This window comes from Limnobaculum xujianqingii, from assembly GCF_013394855.1.
GTDB classification, from domain to species: domain Bacteria; phylum Pseudomonadota; class Gammaproteobacteria; order Enterobacterales; family Enterobacteriaceae; genus Limnobaculum; species Limnobaculum xujianqingii.
Genome location: NZ_JABMLK010000002.1, coordinates 494,534 through 513,583, shown reverse-complemented (window position 1 = coordinate 513,583; position 19,050 = coordinate 494,534). Strand labels below are relative to the sequence as shown.

The 19,050-nt window shown below is 46.2% G+C and carries 19 protein-coding genes, 1 other RNA gene and 1 pseudogene; 19 read left to right on the top strand and 2 right to left on the bottom strand.

Annotated features, from left to right (window positions below):
• Positions 1–320: 320 nt before the first annotated feature.
• The 5 genes from fixA to GOL65_RS16095 all read left to right on the top strand — a co-directional run bounded on the left by fixA (position 321) and on the right by GOL65_RS16095 (position 5,102).
• A complete protein-coding gene (gene fixA, locus GOL65_RS16115) occupies positions 321–1,094 on the top strand; it encodes a putative electron transfer flavoprotein FixA (protein WP_140921374.1) in 774 nt (257 codons plus the stop codon).
• A gap of 12 nt (positions 1,095–1,106) precedes the next feature.
• Positions 1,107–2,048, top strand: a complete 942-nt coding sequence (locus GOL65_RS16110; RefSeq protein WP_140921373.1) for an FAD-binding protein — start codon at positions 1,107–1,109, stop codon at positions 2,046–2,048.
• A 55-nt stretch (positions 2,049–2,103) separates the two neighbouring features.
• Positions 2,104–3,393: an FAD-dependent oxidoreductase FixC gene (fixC, locus tag GOL65_RS16105; protein ID WP_140921372.1), complete on the top strand. Its 1,290-nt coding sequence runs from the start codon at positions 2,104–2,106 to the stop codon at positions 3,391–3,393.
• A complete protein-coding gene (locus GOL65_RS16100; RefSeq protein ID WP_140921371.1) occupies positions 3,390–3,677 on the top strand; it encodes a 4Fe-4S dicluster domain-containing protein in 288 nt (95 codons plus the stop codon). The genes fixC and GOL65_RS16100 overlap by 4 nt, the downstream gene beginning before the upstream one ends.
• A 108-nt stretch (positions 3,678–3,785) precedes the next feature.
• Complete coding sequence (locus GOL65_RS16095) at positions 3,786–5,102, top strand: MFS transporter (RefSeq protein ID WP_179038453.1); 1,317 nt, start codon at positions 3,786–3,788, stop codon at positions 5,100–5,102.
• Between the two features lie 83 nt (positions 5,103–5,185).
• Here GOL65_RS16095 and aes read toward each other — a convergent pair.
• Positions 5,186–6,150, bottom strand: a pseudogene (gene aes, locus GOL65_RS16090) (acetyl esterase).
• A 471-nt stretch (positions 6,151–6,621) separates the two neighbouring features.
• On the opposite strand from aes, the gene caiF reads away from it, so the two are divergent.
• From caiF to GOL65_RS16075, 3 genes are all read left to right on the top strand, one after another.
• Entirely contained in the window at positions 6,622–7,023 is a 402-nt protein-coding gene (gene caiF / locus GOL65_RS16085) for a carnitine metabolism transcriptional regulator CaiF (RefSeq protein WP_130592083.1), read from the top strand.
• Positions 7,024–7,165: 142 nt separating this feature from the next.
• Positions 7,166–7,530, top strand: a transfer-messenger RNA (tmRNA) gene (ssrA, locus tag GOL65_RS16080).
• Between the two features lie 296 nt (positions 7,531–7,826).
• Entirely contained in the window at positions 7,827–9,032 is a 1,206-nt protein-coding gene (locus GOL65_RS16075; protein WP_140921369.1) for an integrase domain-containing protein, read from the top strand.
• A gap of 6 nt (positions 9,033–9,038) precedes the next feature.
• On the opposite strand, the gene GOL65_RS16070 is transcribed toward GOL65_RS16075, so the two are convergent.
• Complete coding sequence (locus GOL65_RS16070; RefSeq protein WP_140921537.1) at positions 9,039–10,079, bottom strand: IS630 family transposase; 1,041 nt, start codon at positions 10,077–10,079, stop codon at positions 9,039–9,041.
• Positions 10,080–10,187: 108 nt separating this feature from the next.
• Here GOL65_RS16070 and GOL65_RS16065 point away from each other — a divergent pair, with 108 nt between their 5' ends.
• The 11 genes from GOL65_RS16065 (at position 10,188) to GOL65_RS16015 (ending at position 19,013) form a co-directional block, all read left to right on the top strand.
• A complete protein-coding gene (locus tag GOL65_RS16065) occupies positions 10,188–11,000 on the top strand; it encodes a PDDEXK family nuclease (RefSeq protein ID WP_130592156.1) in 813 nt (270 codons plus the stop codon).
• Between the two features lie 47 nt (positions 11,001–11,047).
• The gene (locus GOL65_RS16060) at positions 11,048–11,590 is read left to right on the top strand and encodes a hypothetical protein (protein ID WP_130592157.1); all 543 of its coding nucleotides are present in this window, start codon (positions 11,048–11,050) and stop codon (positions 11,588–11,590) included.
• A gap of 95 nt (positions 11,591–11,685) precedes the next feature.
• Positions 11,686–11,994: an integrative conjugative element protein, RAQPRD family gene (locus GOL65_RS16055; protein WP_130592158.1), complete on the top strand. Its 309-nt coding sequence runs from the start codon at positions 11,686–11,688 to the stop codon at positions 11,992–11,994.
• The gene (locus tag GOL65_RS16050; RefSeq protein ID WP_130592159.1) at positions 11,991–12,227 is read left to right on the top strand and encodes a TIGR03758 family integrating conjugative element protein; all 237 of its coding nucleotides are present in this window, start codon (positions 11,991–11,993) and stop codon (positions 12,225–12,227) included. Before GOL65_RS16055 ends, GOL65_RS16050 begins: the two co-directional genes overlap by 4 nt.
• 13 nt (positions 12,228–12,240) lie before the next feature.
• On the top strand, positions 12,241–12,603 hold the full coding sequence (locus GOL65_RS16045; protein WP_130592160.1) for a TIGR03745 family integrating conjugative element membrane protein: 363 nt from the start codon (positions 12,241–12,243) through the stop codon (positions 12,601–12,603).
• A 1-nt stretch (position 12,604) separates the two neighbouring features.
• Entirely contained in the window at positions 12,605–12,952 is a 348-nt protein-coding gene (locus tag GOL65_RS16040) for a TIGR03750 family conjugal transfer protein (RefSeq protein WP_130592161.1), read from the top strand.
• A 3-nt stretch (positions 12,953–12,955) separates the two neighbouring features.
• Positions 12,956–13,597 (top strand): PFL_4703 family integrating conjugative element protein, encoded by a 642-nt coding sequence (locus tag GOL65_RS16035; RefSeq protein WP_130592162.1) that lies wholly within the window; start codon positions 12,956–12,958, stop codon positions 13,595–13,597.
• On the top strand, positions 13,594–14,439 hold the full coding sequence (locus GOL65_RS16030; protein WP_130592163.1) for a TIGR03749 family integrating conjugative element protein: 846 nt from the start codon (positions 13,594–13,596) through the stop codon (positions 14,437–14,439). The genes GOL65_RS16035 and GOL65_RS16030 overlap by 4 nt, the downstream gene beginning before the upstream one ends.
• On the top strand, positions 14,436–15,848 hold the full coding sequence (locus GOL65_RS16025; protein WP_130592164.1) for a TIGR03752 family integrating conjugative element protein: 1,413 nt from the start codon (positions 14,436–14,438) through the stop codon (positions 15,846–15,848). Before GOL65_RS16030 ends, GOL65_RS16025 begins: the two co-directional genes overlap by 4 nt.
• A 28-nt stretch (positions 15,849–15,876) precedes the next feature.
• Positions 15,877–16,248, top strand: a complete 372-nt coding sequence (locus GOL65_RS16020) for a TIGR03751 family conjugal transfer lipoprotein (RefSeq protein WP_179038547.1) — start codon at positions 15,877–15,879, stop codon at positions 16,246–16,248.
• On the top strand, positions 16,248–19,013 hold the full coding sequence (locus GOL65_RS16015; protein ID WP_140919658.1) for a conjugative transfer ATPase: 2,766 nt from the start codon (positions 16,248–16,250) through the stop codon (positions 19,011–19,013). The genes GOL65_RS16020 and GOL65_RS16015 overlap by 1 nt, the downstream gene beginning before the upstream one ends.
• Positions 19,014–19,050: the final 37 nt, after the last annotated feature.

Sequence of the window (19,050 nt, the reverse complement as noted above, 5' to 3'; positions counted from 1 at the left end):
AAATACAAAAAATAGACACTACTAAAAAAGAGTTAGAGGAACAGGTGACACTTTCAATATTGGTGATCTACGTATTATTTTGACCCGGTGAATCATGGTATTTCTATTGCCATCAGGATAATTTGATGTTGAGGAATGGATAAATAGAATATTAATTAATCATATTAAATCTGGTGAACTATTTTACTGTTAATAACCACGTAAACTTTTAAACGGCTTCAAACATGCCGTTATATTATATTTTCCTTAATTTGTATTTACTTTCTAATTTGGGAAATACTTCACAATATTGAAAATTATATTGCCTAATCGGAGAAGTGATGAAAATAATTGCATGCTATAAACTCATTCCCGAGGAGCAGGATATTACCGTTAACGGTGATGGCACGCTGAACCTCAGTAAAACAGATGCAAAAATCAGCCAATTCGACCTTAACGCCATTGAAGCTGCCTGTGCACTAAAACAGCAAAATAGCGATATTCATATTGTTGCCATGAGCACCGGTGGTGAAGCATTGGCAAATCCTAAAGGGCGTAAAGATGTACTGTCACGCGGCCCGGATGAGCTGATTGTTGTCTCTGAACCGGGGCTGGAGAATGCCCTCCCCCATCAAACAGCAGCTACTCTGGCTGCAGCGGCACAAAAATCTGGCTTCGACCTGATTCTGTGCGGTGATGGCTCTGCTGACCTTTATGCCCAGCAAGTTGGCTTGTTACTGGGTGAAGCCTTAGGTGTGAGTGCCATTAACGGCGTTAGCCGCATCATCAACCTTTCCGACACACAAATTCAGGTAGAACGCACTCTGGAAGATGAAGTGGAAACCTTAACCCTCAATCTTCCCGCTGTTGTTGCAGTGTCTACCGATATTAACGCCCCACAAATCCCGTCAATGAAGGCGATTCTCGGTGCGGCTAAAAAACCGGTTCAGGCCTGGCAATCCGCTGATTTAGGTCTGGGCAATGTGAGTTCTTACACTACATTACTCAGCGTACTGGCCCCTCAACAGAAAGCGCGTGCCCGCGTGATCATTGAAGGCGATGGCGAAGATCAAATCGCCGAATTTGCAGAACACCTGCGTAAAGTAATCGGTTAATAAGGGGATGACATGAGCAAATTTTCAACTGTTTGGGTATTTAGCGATACAGCATCCCGTTTGCCAGAACTGATGGGGGCTGCCCGTCAGCTCGGCGAAAACGTCCGCGTTATTGTGCAAGGCAACGAGCCGTCGGCTCAGGCGTTTCGCCTTGGAGCAGATGCCGCTTATGATTTAGGAACCATTCCTGCAGATCGTATTATCGAAGACTATGCGGATACTCTGGTACAAGCCATTAAGAGCCAAGGTGCGAGTGCTCTGGTGTTGTTACCCGCCACTCGCCGCTGTAAAGCGCTGTCAGCACGGCTGGGTGCCCGACTTGCTGCCGGTGTGGTTAATGACGCCAACGAACTGGTGTTGCAGGATGGTCATTTAGTAGCAACCCATATGGTGTATGGCGGGCTGGCATTCGGTAAAGAGCAAATTACTACACCTTATGCCGTAACCACCCTGAACAGCGGGGTGTTTGAAGCCGCTACGGAAGACTCAGCCCGCACCGGTAGCGCCACGCCGCTGGAGTTTGTTGCGCCGAAAAATCCAATTACCTGCGTATCCCGTAACGCTAAGCAAAGTAACAGCGTCGACCTGGGCAAAGCACGTCTGGTGGTCAGCGTGGGCCGTGGTATTGGTAATCAGGCAAATATCTCTATTGCAGAAGCCCTCAGCAATGCCATGGGTGCCGAACTGGGTTGTTCGCGTCCGGTAGCAGAAAACGAAAAGTGGATGGAGCGGGAACGTTATGTTGGTATTTCCGGCATTATGATCAAGCCCGAGCTCTATCTGGCACTGGGTATCTCCGGTCAAATCCAGCATATGGTTGGCGCCAATGGTGCTCAAATCATCATGGCAATTAACAAAGATAAAAACGCACCGATTTTCCAGTATGCCGACTATGGTCTGGTTGGCGATCTGATGAAGATCGTTCCTGCGCTCACTGAGGCGTTAAAACGTTAACGAAACGGCGCAGCTATTTAATGCTGCGCCGTTTTATCGTCTACCTGGAGACACTATGTCCGAAGATATCTTTGATACCATTATCGTAGGTGCCGGGCTGGCTGGTTGCGTTTGCGCACTGGTGCTGGCCCGTGAAGGTGCTAACGTATTGGTTATTGAGCGCGGCAACTATGCCGGAGCCAAAAACGTTACCGGCGGTCGGCTGTATACCCACAGTCTGGAGCGTATTATTCCCGGCTTTGCCGAACAGGCTCCTGTTGAACGTCGTATTACCCACGAGAAGATCTCTTTTCTCACCGATGACAGCGCCGTAACCCTTGATTACCATCGTTCCGGTGATGCCACGCCGTTAAAAGACTCCTACTCGGTACTGCGTGCTCAATTCGATCCCTGGCTAATGGCACAGGCAGAAGAAGCCGGCGCTCAATTCATTTGTGGTATTCGCGTCGATAAGCTGGTTCAGCGTGACGGTAAAGTGATTGGCGTTGAGGCAGATGGCGATGTGCTGGAAGCCCATACCGTGATTCTCGCCGAAGGCGTTAACGCTATTCTGGCTGAGCAAATCGGTATGGCGAAGCCCGTGTCTCCCGCTTCCGTTGCCGTTGGCGTCAAAGAACTGATTGAGCTACCGCAAGATCTGCTGGAAGCGCGCTTTAGTCTGGAAAGTAATCAGGGTGCCGCCTGGCTGTTTGCCGGTACGCCTTCCGATGGTCAAATGGGTGGCGGCTTCCTGTATACCAACCGCAATACTATCTCTCTGGGGCTGGTATATGGTTTGCATCACATTGAACAGGCCAACAAATCCGTGCCGCAAATGCTGGAAGATTTTAAACATCATCCGGCAGTACGACCGCTGATCGCCGGGGGAAAAACCATAGAGTATGCCGCTCATGTGGTGCCGGAAGCCGGTATCAACATGATGCCAAAACTGATTGGTGACGGTGTTCTGATCGCCGGTGATACCGCAGGTATGTGCCTCAACCTTGGCTTTACTATTCGCGGTATGGATTTGGCCATTGCATCAGGTGAAGCCGCAGCCCGTGCCGTACTGGATGCCAAAGCCAAAAACGACTTCAGCGCTCAGGGGTTAAGCAGCTATACCCAACATCTGGAAAACCTGTCGGTAATGCAAGATTTGCGTCACTACCGCAAAGTGCCTGCCATGATGGATAACCCACGAATGTTTACCCAATACCCGCAAATGGCCGCCAACATCATGGCGGATCTGTTCACCATTGACGGGCAACCGCCACAGCCGTTACGCAAAAAAATCATGCGACATGCTAAACAGGTCGGCTATTTGAATCTGTTTAAGGACGGTATTAAAGGAGGAACTGCGCTATGAGTGAACCAGTCAATATTGACGTGAAACTGGGGCTGAATAAGTTTCATGTGGATGAGGGACATCCACATATCATTATTCGCGAACACCCTGATATGGCAGCATTTCGTACCCTGACCCTTGCCTGCCCTGCCGGGCTGTATAAGCAACTGGAAGATGGCTCTATTCGTTTTGACTATGCCGGCTGCCTGGAGTGCGGAACCTGTCGCATCCTATGTCGCCATTCCGTTTTGGAAGAGTGGACCTACCCGCGCGGTACCTTTGGGGTTGAATATCGTTACGGTTAAGGCCGATGCGGAAATAGATGGAATATCTGTTTCCGCTCTTCACATAATAACAATAGCCTGATGGTTCCCGAATCGGCCAAAGGCATAACAAATGTGGCCTGACACTTTATGGAACAATATAAAAAATTCGATGACATTAGTTTTTCACCGATACACCGCAAAATTATGTTGTGGGGTAGCGGAGGCCCTTTTCTTGATGGCTATGTTCTGGTCATCATCGGTATTTCACTGGAACAACTTACCCCGGTTTTGAAACTGGATGCTAACTGGATAGGTTTAATCGGTGCCGCTACGCTGGTTGGCCTGTTTATTGGCACTGCCCTGTTCGGTTATATCGCCGATCTGGTTGGTCGCCGCCTGATGTTTTTAATTGATATTCTGGCCATCGGTTTGATTTCAGTGGCTACGATGTTTGTATCATCCCCGCTGGAACTGGTAATAATGCGCTTTCTGATTGGCATTGTGATTGGGGCTGACTACCCCATTGCTACCTCCATGATTGCGGAATTCTCCAGTACCAAACAACGAGCCTTTACCATGGGGTTTATTGCCGCCATGTGGTATATCGGCGCAACGGCTGCCGATCTGGTGGGTTACTTACTCTACGATATGGAAAACGGCTGGCGCTGGATGCTGGGTAGCGCAGCTATTCCTTGTATTATCATTCTGTTGGGTCGATTTGAACTGCCGGAATCACCCCGCTGGCTGATCCGTAAAGGCCGGGTGGAAGAGTGCAAAGAGCTGATGTTTAAACTGTTTGGCGAGCATGTGGTTTTCGACGAGGAGCAGGAACCTGAAACCCGCTATCGCCAGATTTTTACCCGCCGCCATTTCACTTCGCTGCTGTTTGTCGCCATTATCTGGACCTGTCAGGTGATCCCAATGTTTGCCATTTATACCTTCGGCCCACAGATCATCACCCAGTTGGGTCTTAGCGAAGGAAAAGATGCAGTATTGGGCAATGTAGTCATCAGTCTGTTTTTCATGCTCGGCTGTCTTCCTGCCATGTACTGGCTGAACAGTATTGGCCGCAGGCCGCTGTTGATTGGCAGTTTTACCATGATGACCATCGCCCTGGCGCTGTTGGGCTTTGTTTCTGAGCCCGGCATTCTGTTTATTATTATTGCCTTTGCTACTTATGCTTTCTTCTCCGGAGGCCCCGGTATTCTACAGTGGTTGTATCCTAATGAGCTGTTCCCTACCGCCATTCGCGCCTCTGCGGTTGGTGCGGCCATGTCCCTCAGCCGCATAGGTACCATGATTTCCATCTATGGATTACCGCTGTTTATGCAGCAGTACGGAATTTCTGCCACCATGCTGGTTGGTGCCGGTGTATCACTGTTTGGCTTACTGGTGTCTGTCATACTGGCACCGGAAACTCGTGGCATGTCGCTGGAGCAGACCAGCCAAATGAAACTTTACTAAGCTAGTTTTACTAATGTATTGAATGGGTTGCCCAAACGGGCAACCTTCAGCAGACGGGTTAATCCAGATGGCGACAGAAGTAATCAGCCCCCATCGCGCAGGGCCTGATCGGCACTCTTCATCATGCGGGAATAGTGTAAGAATGCATGCAGGGTTCCGGCATACATCTGGTAGCAGCAAGGCTGTTGATGTTCACGCAAGGTTTGGTATAACGTCCGGCTATCGTCGATTAACGGATCAAATTCCGCCCCAACGATAAAGCAAGGTGGAATATCACAGGTTAAATCATTATTAAATATGCAGTAATAAGGTGATTCCTTATCCTGTTCGTTAGCCAGATAGGCTTGCTCATACTCTTCTAAATCTTTTTGAGTTAGGCCATCCCAACTGCCACCGTACAGGCGACGAGTCATGGAGTCCCGCAAACCATACAGCCCATAGTAGAGCAGCACACCAGCAACATGACCACAGTCAATGTTACGATCCCTCAACCACAGAGCAGTAGCAAATGACAACATGGCACCGGCAGAATCCCCCGCAAAGCCGATCTGCTGCATGTTTAGCTGATAATCTGCTGCATGTTTAGCTGATAATCTGCTGCGTGAGCATGAAAAAATTGGCAGACGGCAACCGTCTCTTCAATTGCCTGCGGAAAGCGTGCTTCAGGAGAAAGTGAATAATCGACCCCGATCACCGCACAGCCGGTGTAATGTGCCAACAGGCGCATGATGCGATCGTGAGTATCGAGATTACCCACAATAAAACCACCGCCGTGTAAATAAAACAGGGTGGCCCGGGTTGTGTGTTGTGGATAATATATTCGCGTCCCGGTTTCACCATATTTAGTGGTTATTTTTACCGATTGCGTTTTTGCCATTTCAGGCCCTTCACTATTCCAATATTTACGCTCGTCAATATAACTTTGGCGAATAGTTCCATAATCTGAATTAGCGGGTAGAGGTTTGGCATTTTGTAATTGAAATTGCAATACATCACGCATTTCCTGAGAAATACACTCAAGAACATTCACTTTATTTTCCGGTTTCATTTTATCCTCCAGGCAGATATTGATTAATTTTATTCGTTATCTGAAACCGAACTCAGATCCACCGCACAAAAACAGTAATCCAATGAAACTTAAAACAAAATAATAAAATAAATCCGAAAGTTGATTTATCGTCTGGCACTAAAATAGCGAAAGTCATCATCTATTATCAATTAATGATGGCGATCAAAAAAGGTAGTCCCGTCTTATTTAAATGTCACAAATAGCCATTTTAAATTACGCCAGAGACACCTTATTGAAACAATGAATTAACATTATCAAATTATTGATATTTTTATAAAAAATAGCATAAAAACACATAGTTCTTTGCAGCATGATTAGGTATATTCAGACAGATTGATAATTAAAAAGTTAAATATCAATACATCGTCGTGACATCTATTTATTGCACTAAAAAATAGATAAATGCTGGCAATATTATAGGTTAGTAGTCCTGATGAAATAGGTGAGAATATGTACAGACAGTATGTTCAAGAACCTTTATATCTTTCCGTCGCCCGTTGGGTAATGCAGCAAAGTCGTTGGATTAGCGCAACAGAGATAGCCGAGCATTTCGAGCTGACTCCGTGTAAAGCCATCAACACCGTATCTTATATTCTTTCTGCGGTTGATGAGATAACCTGCAAAACCAAAAGCGTGCCTAACCAGCTGGAAGGTCGAGGTTGTCAGTGTCAGCGCCTGATTCAGGTGAGCCATATTGATGAGGTGATCACTACCCGCATCAAGAACGCGGTCAATAATGAAGCTGACAACGATCCGGTTTCACGTTTAGATCCATCGCTGCGCGTTCCCCCTCCGGAGCTAAACCGCGAACAAAAATGGCAATGGATGCTCTCTAAAGGGCAGCGCAAGTAATCCTCAAACGTTAACCGGCCTGACGGTGGTGTCTCGATGCTCTGTCAGGCCGCCCGTTTAATCACTCTGCTTATAAAACCGGCAAACGGTTAAGTCGCTGGTGTGTGCAGGGATAAATCTGTTATAATCGTTTAATCAACTTGGGGCTGATTCTGGATTCGACGGGATTTGCGAAACCCAAGGTGCATGCCGAGGTGCGGTAGGCCTCGTTAATAAACCGCAAAAAAATAGTCGCAAACGACGAAAACTACGCACTAGCAGCTTAATAACCTGCTCAGAGCCCTCTCTCCCTAGCCTCCGCTCTTAGGACGGGGATCAAGAGAGGTCAAAACCAAAAGAGATCGTGTGGATGCCTTGCTTGGGGTTGAAGCATTAAAATTAATCAAGCTAGTCTGGTAGTGGCGTGTCTGTCCGCAGCTGTCAGGCGAATGTAAAGACCAGACTAAGCATGTAGTACCGACGGTGTAGAAATTTCGGACGCGGGTTCAACTCCCGCCAGCTCCACCACATAACCTTCCAAGGACGTCCAGACAAGTCCTTAAAAGTACAGGAAACCGTATCTTCTTCAAGAGGATACGGTTTTTTTATGTCCATATTAGTCCATATGCATCCACACCATTCTACAAAAAATCGGCCCAGATATCGGCCCAACATCTGACACATCAATTTTCTTGGGCCCAAATTCAGTTTCGTATAGCTGAAATTACTTACGCCACAGATGATTACGACGGTTTGCCTCAGCGTCCTCAGGCACTACTGAGTACTAACCCACTCCCTCTCACTGTCAACGTTAGGAGCTAGCCATGGCTATCATTACTCGTCCTTTAACCCATGCAGAAGTGAGTAAAGCTAAACCCGCAACTAAAGAGTTTTCTCTTTCAGATGGTAATGGTCTTAGCTTGGTCGTATCACCTACCGGCAATAAATACTGGCACTTTCGTTATAAGCGCCCTTACAGCAACGCAAGGAACCGAATTAGTTTAGGGTCTTACCCCTCTATTTCAATAGCCCAGGCAAGAGAGCTACGAGCAACTTATTTATCGATGCTGGCGAGTGGTATCGATCCTAAAGTTAAAGAAACGGCGGATAAAGAGGAACAAAAAGTATTAGAGGCAAGTATCTTCCTCAATGTAGCTAAGGAATGGTTTGAGTTAAAGAAAGAAACGGTCACTGAAGATTATGCGTTAGATGTGTGGCGCTCTTTAGAAAATGACGTTATACCCGCGATCCAAAATATCCCCATCAGCGAAATTTCAGCCCGAAAGCTCATTGACATATTACAGCCGGTAAAAGAGAGAGGTGCGCTTGAAACACTGCGTCGGATAATACAGCGCATTAATGAAATAATGATATATGCGATGAATGTTGGTTTGTTAGATGCTAATCCTGCCTCCGGTATTGCTAAAGCATTTCAAAAGCCGCTCAAAAAAAACCTCCCAACTATTAGGCCTGAATTATTACCAGAACTGATGTCCTCAATTAGGTTATCTAACCTGTCATTGACGACAAGATATTTAATTGAATGGCAAATGCTAACGTTAATCAGACCCAATGAGGCGGTCAACGCTCGATGGGAAAATATCGATCTTGAACAAGCTATTTGGCATATCCCGGCGGAGAATATGAAAGGCAGAACAGGACTGCGCCGGGCCCATTCCGTGCCTTTATCTCCTCAGGCAATAAAGATACTGGAACGAATGAAACCAATTAGTGGAGCATACTCATACGTATTTCCAAGCAGAATTCACCCAGGAAAACCGATGAATAGCCAAACGGCTAATGCGGCATTAAAACGAATCGGATGGGGTGGAAGGCTTGTTGCACACGGTTTACGCTCAATAGCTAGTACTGCAATGAATGAAGCTGAATGGAATCCAGACGTTATTGAAGCAGCGTTAGCCCATGTGGATCAGAATGATGTTCGTCGTTCTTATAATCGTTCAACCTACCTTGAGCAACGTAAAGAACTCATGGCATGGTGGGGAAATAAAGTTCAAGAAGCTAAATAACTGCGCCTAATACCGCTCCACTTTCGTTAGCCCATGTTTGTTGCCCGGGAAAGGTGAAGCGGCTTTCATAAATTGTCTGACATTATTCAATAATTGCCACATTGTTCTGCAGTGATGATTGCGCGTGATGGTCTCGTGCAAGGCCAACCATAAGAGTTCTATTTTGTTTACCCACGGAGAGTAAATTGGCTGATAAATAACAGTAAATTTCGGATTATCCTCCAACCATTTCAACGTTTTTTTGCTCTTGTGAATGATGTAATTATCAACGATTAGCGTAATTGTTTTTGCACTGCGATATGTACTTTTCAACTTTCGTAACATATTGATAAATAGACCTGAGTTCTTACTTGTCCCGCTGACGTAGTCCACTCTGCCCGTTCCCGCATGAAGTACTCCGGCAAGGTAATGCTTTTCATTTTTTCCCGGCGTAGGGATTCGTTTTTGCTGTCCTTTTTTCTGCCAGTCAGCGCCTATTTTGGGATTCAAATCGATATCCACCTCATCCTCGTAAAAGACGGGATGGTCAGCGCAGTTTTTTTCTAATGCTTCATTAATCGCTGCCAGTTTTTCATCTTTGAGGGGATCGCGAATATGTAATGTCGGAGCTGCCCTGCGCCAGACAATCCCACCTTCAGGTAGCCAGCGACGGATCGTTCCTGGATGCAAAGTTGAATTAAATAGTTTATTAATTTCAATCGTTAGCATCTCAGTACTCCACCGTGACCGCAGATATCCGAAGTCCTGTGCAGAGCGCTCAACAAGTAAATTGAGCATGCGCATCATCGCCTCAACAGGCCACTTTTTTGGGCGTCCGGGCGGAAGACTTTTCAGGCCTTCGATGCCAAATAGTGTGAACCAGTGAATCCAGCGACCGACGGAGGAACGTGCTGCACACAGGTTTTTAGCGACATAACTGAGTGATTCACCACGATGTAACATCAGCATGGCCATGAGACGTCTGGAATGGTTTTTGTCTGTTGTTTTATGGACAATTTTTTCCATCTGACGTCGTTCATTTCTGGGTATCGGTGCTATGATCGGCATAACTCAGTCCGGTTGGCGATATGTTCTTTTTGGCGATTGATCAGATCGCTCAAACCGGATTGAGTTCCATTCGGTGATCTACTATTAGGCGCAGTTATTTAGTACGATATGCCCCATTCAGCAAGCTATTCCCCTTCAAGAGATTGGCAACATTTTGAACGACTCTGTAGAGCATTACTCAGTAAAATATATGGTAAGCAATTTCAACGTTGGGGCCGTAATGGCCAATTTCAGAATGGTGTTGACTTATATACTCTTACAAAAAATAACAAATTCATTGCATTACAGTGTAAAGGCAAAGGTGATGGTTTTGGACAAAACTTTTCGATTAAAGAAATTGATCAAATTATCAAAGATATCTCTAAATTTCCTCGAAAAATTGATCATTTAATTATCTTAACCACTGCACCCGATGACCGAAAAATCCAAGAATATGTAGTAAAGTTAACCCAAGAACGTCTAGAACAAGGTAAATGTGAAATATCTCTGTGGGGATGGAATACAATATGCGATCACATAGGTTTGTATCCTGACATTCAAAAAAGTTTTTATGGGCATTGGTTTCAACGTCTCACCATCACTCAGTGGTGTTTACGCTCATTCTTTATTTTCATTCTCTTACTCGTTGGTTATATTGGAGTAAAACAGTATTCTGAGTACAAAAATGACAAGCTACAACAAAAAAACTTATCACTAACCTCGCTTAATCAGGCTTTAGATTTAACGAATGAATTAGGTGATTCATATTCTAGCTGTTATTTAGAACTTAACAAAAGCAATTTCATATTTAGCCAAGAATTTAAAGAAAGCTGTATTACCCCTATCGAGTCAGCTTTGGCCAATTTTGATAAACATATTGAAGACTCATCTGTATTTCTTAGCTCAGTTAGTTTAGAAGAAATTGATGCCATAAAAAAATAATGCATGAAGATTACAGGCAAACATTAATAACACTAACTAGCATTAATATGTTTGAAGAAGATGTTATAAGAACATTGAAACATGCGTGTCCTACGCAGAATCAAGGTTTAGATAAATCTTTTTGGCAAGACAGTATGAAAAACTCATATTTATTGGGTAAAAATGCAATGTTAAGACAGCTTGAATATTACTTTCTATTGAGAGATTATATTTTACCCAGTACTACAGCTATAAAATCAAGAATTCAAATTCAAGCTAGAGAATTGAATGGAGAAAAAAACCCACAAAATATGGTTGACTCAGCTAATAATTTACCAAAACTGATTGATCTTAGAAATAAACTTTCCCCCTTTGAGCCTAAACAACCATTTTCAATGGCTCCAGTTAAAGCTTATTCAATTCGCGATATTGTATTTGATATTCCACCTTTAGCTGAAAATGAAATTGACATTGAGCAATTGAGATGGAATGAGGTATATCTTAAAGCTCAATTGAAATCATTACAAAGTAGGCCTAAAGATATTGAAGAATTAATTTCATGTGGACTATTAGAACCTAAAGCTCGTGATGAACTTTTAAACATAAAATAGAAACTCTTCTAAACCAAAACTCAATTTCCCACTGAAATAGTCTTATCTTAACGCCATCCTGTTGACTCACTTATCGTCAACAGGAGGCTCCTTCTATGCGCTGTTCTAAATGGTTAGTGCTATTGATTAGCGCATCATTTAATCTGCCACTCCATGCCAGTGAGAATGAAGAACTCGCTCTTACTTTAAAACAATTAGCTCAAATTGAATCAACGCTGAAAAGAGCCCACCAGACGGCGCAATCCAATGTAACTGAGCAACGTTTTTTCTTTGATTACCCGCAGATCCATCATGATATCCAACTAATGCGTTCCGGCATTGAACAATATCTATCGCCTTCACGAGCTCAACCCCGAGTACCTATTCCCTTGGTGGGTGAATACCGACGAGAAACCGTTCGATGAACAGCGCTGACTTATCTGCGGCATTTCAAGCTGGCAGTAACGCCAAACCTGAATCGATGAACCTGATGCTACTCGCGCTTTTCTCTGCCTCGTTGTTTTTGTTTGCCGCCTGGGTGCTGATTACCGCCTTTAGAGGGATAAGTTCGGGACAGGTTAGCTGGAAACAGCTCGGCAGTATCACCGGGCGCACAGTATTACTTATTTTATTTTGCTTATGGCTCGCCTTAAGCTAATGGAGAACATGGCATGCGTATATCTTTTATACAATTTATCGTTCAGATATATCAACGCGCTATCGTTAGCGTCATCATTTTTTTAACTCCCGTCATGGCCCGAGCCGACTTACCCACCATGGAAGATCCCTCTAGAGGTAAAGGCAAAGGGATCGTCGATACCATAAAAAACTACGGTTACGATATTGTCATTCTCTTGGCGTTGGGGATCTGTGCCGTCGGATTTCTCTCAGTTGCTAATAGCTGTATCGCAACCTACGCAGAAGTCCAAACGGGTAAAAAGCAGTGGAAAGACCTTGGGGCTATCGCCGGTGTAGGTGCTGTTCTGCTGGTTGTCATTATTTGGTTGCTGACCAAAGCCTCTGAGATACTTTGATATGGCCTCAATCGACTTTTTACCCGACCGACTCAACAGAGAACCGTCCGTATTTCGGGGTCTCACCACCAGCGAGCTTTTTATCGCCTTCTTGCTTGGGTTCTTTAGCGGGTTATTTTTCGGCGTTATTCCCGCTATAGCTCTGCAACTCTGGCCCCTCATACCCACCTGCGCCCTGCTATTTGCGGCCTTAGCTATTTTATGGGGCGGTAAATACTTTGCACGCCTTAAACGCGGCAGGCCAGATACCTGGCTCTATCTGGCAATTGCTGCATGGTTCGCCCGACGTGGGTTTGGTGATACGCGATTAATTCAATTCGGCGCCATTTGGTCAATAAAACGGAGTTAAGCCATGAGCAAATTTAAACACGCACTGGCCGCCCGAGATTCTCATATCAACTCGCTGCGTTTAGGTCTGGTTATTATTCTGATCATCGCCATGGGATTGTGGTACGGATGGCAAACCGCACCACGAGATTTAACCATTCATAATCCTCCAGACTTACGAGCCGGGAGCACCAGAGCCTGGTGGGAAGTCCCTCCCGGTAGTGTCTACGCCTTTACGTTTTATATTTTTCAGCAGCTCAACCGCTGGCCAACCAATGGCGACGTTGACTACGCCCGTAACCTGCAATCGTTAAATGCTTACCTGACACCCGCTTGCCACTCTCAATTAGAACAAGATTATCGTTATCGGCGTGACGCCGGTGAGCTAAGAGATCGTGTCCGAGGGACTTATGAGATCCCGGGCAGAGGTTTCAATAACAAACGTGTCGAAGTTATCGACCGGGACAACTGGTTAGTTACGCTCGATTTGACGGTCGATGAATATTACCGTTCTGAGCCGGTTAAACGGGCTCTCGTTCGTTATCCCATCAAAGTTGTACGCTATGACGTGGATGCAGAAAATAATCCATGGGGATTAGCCATCGACTGTTACTCCGCTAACCCACAGCGATTAGAAGCTGCCCCAGCTTCAGGAGCGGATAAATGAAACATATCCTCATTTTCCTATCGGTTTTAATCAGTGCCGGTGCCCAAGCGGTTGAATTGATGAAATGGGAACGCATTCCTCTGCAAATTAGTTTAAACGTGGATCAAGAGCGGATCATTTTCGTTGATAGAAACGTTCGAATCGGCTATCCAGCCAGCCTTGACGGTAAAATTCGGCTACAGAGCGCCGGTGGTACAGTGTATCTACTGGCCAACGAGCCATTTCCCCCCAGCCGTTTACAGCTGCGGAACGTAGAAAATGGTGAGTTAATACTGCTCGATATCAGTGCTAAAGTCGGTAAAACGGTGCTTGAACCAGTTAAGTTAGTTTACGGTGATAGTGTTTTCAGCAATCAGCAAGATGGGGGGCGGGGAACTCAAAACACAGCATCGGAGGCTCAACCAGAGCAGCCCTACACGCTTTCTATTCCACAGCCGGTTGCCCTGACGCGCTATGCAGCGCAAAGTCTGTATGCCCCTTTGCGCACCATCGAGGCATTACCAGGAATTCAGCAAGTATCCGTCAGACTCCCTGCTACTATTTCAACGCTCTTGCCCAGTGAACCTATCATCGCAACCCCACTCAATGCCTGGCGTAGCGGCAATTATGTTGTTACTGCAATTAAGCTAAAAAATACCAGTCGCCAACGAATTGCTCTCGACCCCAGGGCGCTCCAAGGCCATTTTTATGCTGCCACATTCCAGCACGCTTGGTTAGGGGCAATCGGAACGCCTGAAGACACAACGGTGGTGTATTTAGTGACTCGCAACCATGGGGCAGAACAAGCGGTTCTACCAGAGCCAGTCCCTGAAACCAGTAACAAATTGGGAGCAAAGCCATGAAGCTGAAACCCAATAATATGCTCAAGCTGATCCTACCTATTGCTGTTTTAGGGGCCATATTTATCGGACTTAAATCCTGTAATGCGCCGTCACCAGATTCGGATAATCAAAAGATAGTGTCAATTGCGGTGGCTGACTTAACCGATGAGGAGCTGCAAGCACTCGGTATTGACGGTGATACCGCTGCCGATACGGTGGCGACGTTAGTGGGTCAAATGAAACAATATAGGCGTGAACTCCAAGAGATTAAAACCAACAATTCCACGCTACTAAAAGAAAACCAGCTTCTTAGAGAACGAGAGCAGAGCGTTGATACTCGAATAGCGTCCGCACTTAATTCTGAGCGGGATACGCTGCGGGGTGAAATGCGTTCTCAACAAAACTCACTGGTTGATGAGTTTCAATCACGTTTAGAAAAGCTGACCAGTAGTAACCATCTATCGGGGGATTTACCTATCGGTCTGGGTTTAGAGTCAAGCGATCTACCCGACCAATCGGGCAATAACATTCGTTGGATTGAGCCTCAGGATGCCATTAATGATGATGCCCAAAAATCATCTCCGGGTTTCAGCTTCCCTACCCGTTTTAAATCTCTTGATGACTCTGAATTAGGTCAAGATCAAAAGGAATTTCGTGCAGCACTCAAAGGCGAGCGGGATATTGAAGATGCGAAGCCTGTCTACACACTCCCTGAAAATTCAACGTTGATGGGTTCCGTCGCTATGACCGCCCTACTTGGCCGAGTGCCAATTAACGGCACGGTAACCGACCCGTATCCATTTAAGGTGTTGATAGGTCGAGATAACCTGACTGCTAACGGGATTGAACTGCCCGACGTTGAAGGAGCCGTTATGTCAGGTTCAGCCTCCGGCGACTGGACGCTTTCATGCGTCAGGGGCAATGTTCATTCAATCACCTTCGTATTCCGTGACGGAACAGTGCGTACCGTCCCTCCAGCCTCAGACAAAGCGCAGAATAGTGGTGATAGCCAGCAAAGCAGTGTGATTGGCTGGATATCCGATCCACAGGGATTACCCTGCGTACCGGGTACGAGAAAATCCAACGCAGCTGAATATATCGGCAGCCAATTCTTGCTGTCAGGTTCAGCCGCTGCCGCCGATGCCTTTGCCAATGGTAATACGACCACCGTCGTCGATGGCAGCTCTGTAACAACTGCCGTCACTGGCAGCAGCGGCCAGTATGTTCTTGGTCAGATGCTCGGGGGCGGCTTAAAAGAGACCAGTGATTGGTTTAAGCAACGTTACGGCCAAATGTTTGATGCTGTGTATGTCCCTCCGGGCCATCCTATCGCGATACATATCAGCAAGCAGATCCCCATTGATTATGAGCAACAGGGCCGCAAAGTTAAATATGACGATGCCACTAATATCAACGCAGAACTGGATTAGGTGAGTACATGAAAAAACACTTTTACTCATACTCACCATCACCTTGGTGGGTTGCAGTACCTCTCAAGAAGATATCCTGCCGACAAATGGCAAAAGTATGCTGGATCTGTGGCATCAGCAAGCCGGTGGTTCTCAAACCTTACTCGATATGCGCACTCAGCTACGACGACCGCTAACATCACCGGATACAATGACCGCTGCCCAGCGGGAGTATACTCGTACGGCGGAAAATGAAGTTAACCAACTTTTTCCACGCCTGCCGAACCCTGATTTGGTCATGTATGTCTTCCCTCATTTAACCGGTAAGGGAACGACGCCAGTGCCCGGCTATTCCACCGTTTTTTCGCTACATAGCCGCGTTGAGTACGCTCTACCAGGCGAACGAACAGGAGAGTTGTAATGAAATCATTATTTCATGCCTCAATAAAGAAAGATGCCGAAACTCAACCTGCTGAAACAGGCCAAAAACGACCGGTACGCAGTGGTAAAACAACGCAGGCTGATGTGAATTTTCTCTATGCCAAAGGGCAATCTTTTGTCGATTTGTTGCCGTGGGTTGAGTATCAAAGTCACAGTGAAACGCTCTTGCTTGATGATGGCCACAGCGTTGGTGCAGTTTATGAGATAACGCCCATCGGCACCGAAGGTCGGGCAGAGTCACGATTGGAAGAAGTCAGGGATATCATTACCCATGCCCTGCAAGACAGTTTCGAAGAGACAGACAACCATCCATGGATTGTTCAGTTCTACTGTCAAAATGAAAGTGACTTCTCCTCTTATATGCAGACACTGCGTAATTATGTAGTCCCCGAGGCCAAAGGCAGCGCGTTTACTGAGGAATGGCTGAATCAGATGGACCGGCACCTGCATAACATATCAAAACCTAACGGATTGTTCTTTGACGATGTAGTGACAAAAACCCCGTGGCGGGGGCAATTGCGCCGAAACCGGATGGTTATCTATCGCTATATTCCTAACAACGATCCCACCCTGCTAGGGCAGACACCGGAAGACGCACTCAACAATATTTGTGAACGCATCATCGGCGCACTCAAAGGCGCAGGCCTCAAACTGCACCGCCAGTCGGCAGCGCAGGTTCATGACTGGCTGCTGCGTTGGTTTAATCCTGCCCCAGCGTTTATTGAAGATCGGCAACAGTTTTATCAGCTCGCCGGGTATGCCGAACAGGACGCTCAGAATCTGCCAGTTCTGACCGATTTTGCCGAGTCGCTGCTGTTTACTGAACCAGCGTCAAACAGTAAAGAGGGTAACTGGTATTTTGATGCTCGACCTCACCGGGTTGTGGTGGTAGATCGCTTACGCAAAGCGCCGAGAGTCGGGCATATCACAGGAGAGAACCGCAAAGGTGATGGGATTAATGCCTTATTCGATTTAATGCCTGAATCCACAATTATGAGCATGACTATCGTCATCTATCCACAGGACCAGCTTGAAGAGCATCTGAATAAGCTGGCTGACCGAGCTATTGGTGAAAATACTGATTCGATCTACACAAAATCGGACTGTCAGGAAGTAAAAACCTATCTCAAAGATGGCCACAAGATGTATCGCAGCGCATTAGCGTTTTATTTAACCGCTGAAAATACTCAGTTACTGCAAAAACAAGTTAGAGAGCTGAACAATGTTTTACTCAATGCCTCTTTAGTGCCTATTCAGGAAAATGATGAGGTCGCGCCGCTGAGTGCCTATCTCCGCTGGCTACCGATGTGCTTTGAACCCGCCAGAGACAAACGTAACCTGTATACCAAATTTAACTTTGTTCAGCACATGGCTAACTTACTGCCTTTTTTCGGCAGAGAGACTGGCACCGGAAATCCAGGAGTCAGTTACTTCAACCGGGGTGGTTCGCCATTAACCTTCGATCCCTTAAACAAAAATGATCGATCGCAAAATGGACATCTATTGCTTTTAGGGCCGACTGGGGCCGGTAAATCAGCCACGCTGAACGGTAAAATAGCTCAACTGATGGCGCTCCATCGCCCACATCTGTTTATCATTGAAGCCGGTGACTCATTTGGTCTCACCGCTGACTATGCCGAACGCTACGGATTGACGGTTAATAAGATCAGCTTAAAACCCGGTTCCGGCATCACCCTGCCGTTATTTGCCGACTCTTGGCGTCTGATGGGTGAAGACCCCGCTAAAGTCGAACAGTTTGAGGATGAGACCGAAGAAAATACCAATGAAGATGACGGAGACGCTCAACGCGACATTCTTGGTGAAATGGAGATCACGGCACGTCTAATGATCACCGGCGGTGAAGCCAGAGAAGATGCCAGACTAACCCGTCCGGATAGAGCCATGATTCGGCAAGCGATTATGAATGCAGCCCATAAAACCTATGAGGAGCAACGGCAGACCTTAACGCAAGATATTCGGGATGCCCTGTTTGAGTTATCTCACGATAACACTCTGCCCGAGTCTCGCCGAAACCGAGCCTATGAAATGGCAGAATCAATGGGGCTATTTTGCTCCGGATTTGAGGGTGAATTGTTTAATCGTGAGGGTCAGACATGGCCAGACGCTGACATTACGTTGGTAGACTTTGCTACCTTTGCTCGCGAGGGCTATGAAGCACAACTTGCGATATCCTATATTTCCCTGATTAATCACATCAATAATTTGGGCGAGAAAAACCAGCACTCATCGCGCCCTATCGTTAATATTACCGACGAAGCCCATATTATTACCGTCAATCCGCTGCTGGCTAAGTTCCTCACCAAAGGTTCTAAGATGTGGCGTAAATTAGGCGTTTGGCTGTGGTTGGCAACCCAGAATCTGGCCGACTTCCCGGCTGATGCAGAGAAGCTATTGAATATGATTGAGTGGTGGGAGTTACTGGTCATGCCGCCGGACGAAGTTAAGCAAATTAGTCGTTTCAAATCCCTGACCGAAGAACAGCGGTTATTGTTATTATCGGCAACCAAAGCACAGGGTAAATACACTGAAGGCGTGGTGCTTAGCCATAAGGTTGAAGCACTGTTCCGCGTCGTACCGCCAAGTATTTATCTGGCGCTTGGAATGACAGAAAAGCATGAAAAAGCGGAGCGTAAACAGCTTATGCTGAAACATAAAATCAGTGAACTGGATGCCGCACTGATGGTGGCTAAGAATATTGATGGGTTTAGAGGATTAGCTACGTAGATTTCAGCGTAAAAAATTGGGCACCATGAAAGTGCCC

Coding starts and splice junctions, on each gene's coding strand:
- fixA (WP_140921374.1), top strand. CDS start 321: ATGAAAATAATTGCATGCTATAAACTCATTCCCGAGGAGCAGGATATT.
- GOL65_RS16110 (WP_140921373.1), top strand. CDS start 1,107: ATGAGCAAATTTTCAACTGTTTGGGTATTTAGCGATACAGCATCCCGT.
- fixC (WP_140921372.1), top strand. CDS start 2,104: ATGTCCGAAGATATCTTTGATACCATTATCGTAGGTGCCGGGCTGGCT.
- GOL65_RS16100 (WP_140921371.1), top strand. CDS start 3,390: ATGAGTGAACCAGTCAATATTGACGTGAAACTGGGGCTGAATAAGTTT.
- GOL65_RS16095 (WP_179038453.1), top strand. CDS start 3,786: ATGGAACAATATAAAAAATTCGATGACATTAGTTTTTCACCGATACAC.
- caiF (WP_130592083.1), top strand. CDS start 6,622: ATGTACAGACAGTATGTTCAAGAACCTTTATATCTTTCCGTCGCCCGT.
- GOL65_RS16075 (WP_140921369.1), top strand. CDS start 7,827: ATGGCTATCATTACTCGTCCTTTAACCCATGCAGAAGTGAGTAAAGCT.
- GOL65_RS16070 (WP_140921537.1), bottom strand. CDS start 10,079: ATGCCGATCATAGCACCGATACCCAGAAATGAACGACGTCAGATGGAA.
- GOL65_RS16065 (WP_130592156.1), top strand. CDS start 10,188: ATGCCCCATTCAGCAAGCTATTCCCCTTCAAGAGATTGGCAACATTTT.
- GOL65_RS16060 (WP_130592157.1), top strand. CDS start 11,048: ATGTTTGAAGAAGATGTTATAAGAACATTGAAACATGCGTGTCCTACG.
- GOL65_RS16055 (WP_130592158.1), top strand. CDS start 11,686: ATGCGCTGTTCTAAATGGTTAGTGCTATTGATTAGCGCATCATTTAAT.
- GOL65_RS16050 (WP_130592159.1), top strand. CDS start 11,991: ATGAACAGCGCTGACTTATCTGCGGCATTTCAAGCTGGCAGTAACGCC.
- GOL65_RS16045 (WP_130592160.1), top strand. CDS start 12,241: ATGCGTATATCTTTTATACAATTTATCGTTCAGATATATCAACGCGCT.
- GOL65_RS16040 (WP_130592161.1), top strand. CDS start 12,605: ATGGCCTCAATCGACTTTTTACCCGACCGACTCAACAGAGAACCGTCC.
- GOL65_RS16035 (WP_130592162.1), top strand. CDS start 12,956: ATGAGCAAATTTAAACACGCACTGGCCGCCCGAGATTCTCATATCAAC.
- GOL65_RS16030 (WP_130592163.1), top strand. CDS start 13,594: ATGAAACATATCCTCATTTTCCTATCGGTTTTAATCAGTGCCGGTGCC.
- GOL65_RS16025 (WP_130592164.1), top strand. CDS start 14,436: ATGAAGCTGAAACCCAATAATATGCTCAAGCTGATCCTACCTATTGCT.
- GOL65_RS16015 (WP_140919658.1), top strand. CDS start 16,248: ATGAAATCATTATTTCATGCCTCAATAAAGAAAGATGCCGAAACTCAA.